This is a genomic window from Bacteroides sp. 90-K9/2, assembly GCF_047310725.1.
GTDB classification, from domain to species: Bacteria; Bacteroidota; Bacteroidia; order Bacteroidales; family Bacteroidaceae; genus Bacteroides; species Bacteroides vicugnae.
Window position 1 is genome coordinate 1 of the sequence record NZ_JBCGVL010000019.1, and the last position, 4759, is coordinate 4759.

The 4759-nt window shown below is 40.6% G+C and carries 2 protein-coding genes and 2 pseudogenes; 3 read left to right on the top strand and 1 reads right to left on the bottom strand.

Going from position 1 to position 4759, the window contains the following annotated elements; translation table 11 throughout:
• Positions 1 to 70 precede the first annotated feature (70 nt).
• Positions 71 to 1321 (top strand): annotated as a pseudogene (locus tag AAHJ11_RS22260) (glycoside hydrolase family 2 TIM barrel-domain containing protein); the annotation flags it as partial.
• Between the two features lie 38 nt (positions 1322 to 1359).
• Positions 1360 to 1644: pseudogene (locus AAHJ11_RS22265) on the top strand (flagellar motor protein MotB); the annotation flags it as partial.
• A 176-nt stretch (positions 1645 to 1820) separates the two neighbouring features.
• Here AAHJ11_RS22265 and pckA read toward each other — a convergent pair.
• The gene (gene pckA / locus AAHJ11_RS22270) at positions 1821 to 3413 is read right to left on the bottom strand and encodes a phosphoenolpyruvate carboxykinase (ATP) (protein ID WP_148367377.1); all 1593 of its coding nucleotides are present in this window, start codon (positions 3411 to 3413) and stop codon (positions 1821 to 1823) included.
• 141 nt (positions 3414 to 3554) lie between these two features.
• Between pckA and AAHJ11_RS22275 the strand changes: the two genes are divergently transcribed.
• On the top strand, positions 3555 to 4454 hold the full coding sequence (locus AAHJ11_RS22275) for a LysR family transcriptional regulator (protein WP_148367375.1): 900 nt from the start codon (positions 3555 to 3557) through the stop codon (positions 4452 to 4454).
• Positions 4455 to 4759 lie beyond the last annotated feature (305 nt).

The window sequence follows — 4759 nt, forward strand, 5'->3', positions numbered from 1 at the left end:
GTGAGTCGTGGTACCGTTTTTTGTACGCCCAGCATGGGCGTACGATTATATGGTTCTTTACTTTATAGCTTTCCTTTATCAGGCGGAAGTGACTCTTTCCCGGAATGGTCAGATGGTAGATCGCGTCACACAACCGTTGGGACTTCGTTTTTACCGGATCGACCCTGATAAAGGTTTTTTCCTGAATGGAAAACATTTACCTCTTCAAGGCGTTTGCCGTCATCAGGATAGGAGTGAGGTGGGCAATGCATTGCGCCCGCAACACCATGAGGAAGATGCGGCATTGATGTTGGAGATGGGAGTGAATGCTGTTCGTCTGGCGCATTATCCGCAGGCTACTTATTTTTATGATCTGATGGATAAGAATGGTATTATTGTATGGGCTGAAATACCTTTTGTGGGCCCTGGTGGATATAATGATAAGGGGTTTGTGGATTTACCTGCTTTCCGTGCCAACGGAAAGGAACAGCTCAAAGAGCTGATTCGCCAACATTATAATCATCCTTCTATTTGTGTATGGGGGCTATTTAATGAGTTGACGGAGTTGGGAGATAATCCGGTTGAGTACATCAAAGAATTAAATGTGCTGGCACATCAGGAAGATCCTACTCGACTTACGACCTCTGCAAGTAATCAAATGGGAGATTTGAATTTCATAACGGATGCTATTGCCTGGAACCGTTATGATGGATGGTATGGTGGCACTCCCGCTGATTTGGGGAAATGGTTGGATCGAATGCATAAGGATCATCCGGAAATATGTATCGCTATCAGTGAATATGGTGCCGGCGCAAGTATTTACCATCAACAAGATTCGTTGGTTAAAACTGTACCAACCAGCTGGTGGCATCCAGAAAACTGGCAGACGTATTATCACATTGAAAACTGGAAAACAATCTCTTCCCGCCCTTATGTATGGGGAAGCTTTGTATGGAATATGTTTGATTTTGGCGCTGCACATCGCACTGAAGGAGACCGTCCCGGAATTAATGATAAAGGTTTGGTTACCTTCGACCGGAAAGTTCGTAAAGATGCTTTCTACTTCTATAAAGCTAACTGGAATGGGGAAGAACCAATGCTTTATTTGACAGGCAAACGTAACACGGCGCGTACACAACGTTTGCAAACAATTATTGCTTTCACGAATCAGTCAGGAGCCGAATTGTTTGTAAACGGTAAGAGTTATGGTAAAGCAACACCTGATTCGTATGCTATTCTGGAATGGAAAAATGTGGAACTACAACCTGGTGAAAATGAAATAAAGGTTGTCTCCACTAATAAGAAGTTACCTTTGAGCGATAGCTTTCATTGTAGATTGTGATAGGTACAATTGCAGCTAAGAGAAAATCAGGCACGTTCTCTCGTACAAATATACGTAATAATTGGGATTTGAGTGCGTTGAGTGCTTCATCTGTTGTTCAGGCATTACAGAATATTTATGGTATAAATCCCAAACGCCTGACAGCTGCCGGTCGAGGTGAATTTAATCCGGTAGCCGGTAATGATACGGCAGAAGGAAAAGCTCGTAACCGCCGGACCGAGATCATTATAACTCCTAAACTGGATCAGTTCATGGATTTGATTGATCAGGCTCCTGGTAGTTCTTCATCCGATACAATTGCTAATAAGGATGTGAAAAAGTAGAAAATACCTTCACTTAGAGATAAAATAAAAGCGATGAATTTAAATTCATCGCTTTTATTTTAAGTGGTTAACATAAGATTTTGTAGGATTTGGACTAAATTATAAAACTCATTTTCTTTACAATAAAGTTTAAACATTAAGTAGCACTACTGTATCTGATTGATAGATGAGGTGGTTCAGAGTTGGGGTCCGAAAACGACAAGTGCTTTGGCAGCGTCATTATCGCAATACTGCTTAAAGTTTTCCCTATACATACCAGCCAATTTCTTTGCTTTTTCTTTCCATTCATTGACATCGGTGTAAGTATTACGAGGGTCGAGAATGCCTTCCGATACATTTTTCAATGCTTTGGGTACATTCAGGTTCATGATAGGAATATGAATCGTATCCACTTCATCAATAGAACCATCGATGATGGAGTCGATGATAGCACGGGTGTCTTTGAGAGAAATTCGTTTACCCGTACCGTTCCAACCAGTATTTACAAGATAGGCCTTCGCACCGTGTTCTTTCATCCGGGCAACGAGTGTTTTTGCATACATGGTGGGATGTAATGTCAGGAAAGCTTCACCAAATGCTGGCGAGAATGATGGTATAGGTTCGGTGATGCCCCGTTCAGTACCTGCCAGTTTGGATGTAAAGCCACTCAGCAAATGATATTGAGCTTGGTTCTCGTCAAGGATAGAAACCGGGGGTAATACGCCAAATGCATCGGCAGACAAGTAAACGATTTTTTTTGCATGACCAGCTTTGGAAGGAAGTACAATCTTATTGATATGATAAATCGGATAAGATACACGTGTATTCTCTGTTCTTGATTTATCAGTAAAGTCTACACTTCCATCAGGACGTACCGTCACATTTTCCAACAGTGCATCCCGACGGATGGCACGCCAGATATCTGGTTCACTCTCTTCGCTCAGGTTAATAACTTTGGCATAGCAACCACCTTCATAATTGAATACACCATTTTCATCCCAGCCATGTTCATCATCTCCAATCAGATAACGTTTCGGGTCGGCAGATAAAGTAGTTTTTCCCGTTCCCGACAAACCGAAGAAAATCACCACATCACCTGCCTCGCCCACATTGGCGGAACAGTGCATTGAGGGAATACCTTGCAGCGGCAGGTAATAGTTTTGCATACAGAACATTCCTTTTTTCATTTCGCCACCATACCATGTGCCGCCAATCACCTGCATACGTTCAGTCAGATTAAAGCAGACGAAAACTTCCGAATTTAAGCCTTGTTCTTTCCAATTCGGGTTAACAGTCTTGGAAGAATTTAATACCACAAAATCCGGTTCGCCATAGTTTTTCAAATCATAAAAAGAGGGGCGCATGAACATATTGGTGACAAAATGTGCTTGCCAGGCCACTTCCATAATGAAACGTACTTTCAGGCGGGTATTCTCATTAGCACCGCAGAAAGTATCTACCACATATAACTTTCTTGAAGAAGAAAGTTGTTTTTGAGATAATGCTTTCAAGTCATTCCATATTTCGGTAGAAACAGGCTTGTTTATTACCCCGTCCCACCAAACAGTATTTTCGGTAATAGCATCTTTCACAATATATTTGTCTTTGGGTGACCGTCCTGTGAACTTACCAGTATTCACGGCTACTGCTCCCGTATCAGTCAGATAACCTTTCTCGAAACCTTCATTAGCTGGGTTCATTTCGTCCTGAAACAATTGTTCATACGATGGGTTGTGTACAATCTCAAAATTACCGACAATGCCATACTTGCTTAAATCTACATTTTCCATACTTTCAAATATTAATGATTGATATATAAAATTTATTTCTTCATTCCTGATTTATTTATCGACGGCAAAGTTACAGCCTTTCCAAACGATGTCTTATATTTGCATAATTAATACTTTTAATGATATATATCGGAAATAATAATGGAACTGACGCAGCTTAGATATTTTATCCGACTGGCGGAAGTACTCAATTTTACGGAGGCTTCCAAACAATTATTTATCACCCAAAGTACCCTTTCACAAAGTATCCGTCAAACGGAAAGTGAACTGGGAACACCACTTTTTGAACGTATAGGGAAGAAAGTATATTTGACGGATGCCGGGCAGGCATTCTTACCTTATGCTCGGCAGTCGATTATCGAAACGGAAACGGGTATTCAGAAGCTTCGGGATATGCAGCAAATTTATAAAGGTGAGCTCCGTATTGGTGTGATTTACAGTCTGTGTCCCATGCTGGCGGAAAGCATTGTCCGTTTCTCAAAAGAATATCCCGGTATAAAACTGATACTCACACAGTCCACTTCCATTAATGATATGACTACGATGTTGCATAACAATGAGGTAGACTTTGCCTTGGCATATAAGCTGGATGCATTATCGTCATTGACGGAGAAGATAGATTTATGCCCGGACCCTTTGTGTGTGATTGTTCATCGTCGTTCTCCATTAGCTTCACAGCAGAAAATATCAATACAGGCCTTGACACATTATCCGCTCGCTCTGTTAAAGTCTGGGTCATATACCCGCAATGTGATAGAAAATGTAGCATCTCGAAGCGGGATTAGCCTCCAGCCAATGGCGGAAATAAATGATACTAATCTTTTGCTGCAAATGGTGCGCACTGGAGATTGGATTAGTGTTCTTTCACAGCATAGCGTTGATAATCAGCCTGATTTAAAAGCTGTGCCTTTGAAAGAAAAGGGAGGAGAAATGCACGTATACTTGTTTCAATTGAAAGGTAGGTATAAGAAATTGGTTACACGGAAATTTATTGAGATTATTCAAAAAGTAATGTCCCAAAATAACCTTATTCAGGCTTAGTTGGGAATTGGGGGATTGGGTTCAAGATTACAGGATTTCTAAAAGAAGATTCATAGCCATGCCGTCATGAGCTAATTATTGTTTTGTCCAAAATGATTCATATCGGTACGGAAATGAATGAAACAGTGCGAAAATGAGTGAAACTGTACGGATTCGGTCATGCATAGTGGAAAAATATCTATCATACTATCATTCATTTTAATAATATTCTAATTATCAAAATAATAGGTATGATAGATAGCTCTAAAAAAATGTATCTATCATACTTTTATCAGCAAAAAGGGACATCTATCATTCCTGTACTG

What these genes read in the sequence shown, in the direction of transcription:
- pckA (WP_148367377.1), bottom strand. Translation starts at nt 3,413, where the DNA reads ATGGAAAATGTAGATTTAAGCAAGTATGGCATTGTCGGTAATTTTGAG.
- AAHJ11_RS22275 (WP_148367375.1), top strand. Translation starts at nt 3,555, where the DNA reads ATGGAACTGACGCAGCTTAGATATTTTATCCGACTGGCGGAAGTACTC.